General features: G+C 64.5%; 1 pseudogene. It reads left to right on the forward strand.

From position 1 onward, the window contains the following. Nucleotides 1–318: pseudogene (locus GWC77_RS28500) on the forward strand (IS21 family transposase); the annotation flags it as partial.

Consider the following 318-nt stretch of genomic DNA (forward strand, 5'->3'; position numbering starts at 1 on the left):
GGGCGATGCTGCGCTCGAGGCGCTGCTGTTCCCGCCGGCGCCGCCGTCGAACCGCGAGCGCCCGAAGCCTGACTGGCCAACGGTGCATCGCGAGTTGGGCAAGAAGGGCGTCACGCTCGATCTGTTGGGGAACGAGTACAAGGCTCAGCAGCCACAGGGCTACGGCTACAGCTGGTTCTGCGAACATTACGAGCGTTGGGCAGCTACCCTTCCGGTAACGCTGCGTCAGGCTCATGCGCCCGGGGAGAAGTTGTTCGTCGACTACTCGGGCAACAAGCTGGGCATCGTTGATCCGCACACCGGCGAAATCCGTGAGGC

The sequence above is a fragment of the Paraburkholderia sp. NMBU_R16 genome (assembly GCF_013282575.1).
Classification (GTDB): domain Bacteria; phylum Pseudomonadota; class Gammaproteobacteria; order Burkholderiales; family Burkholderiaceae; genus Trinickia.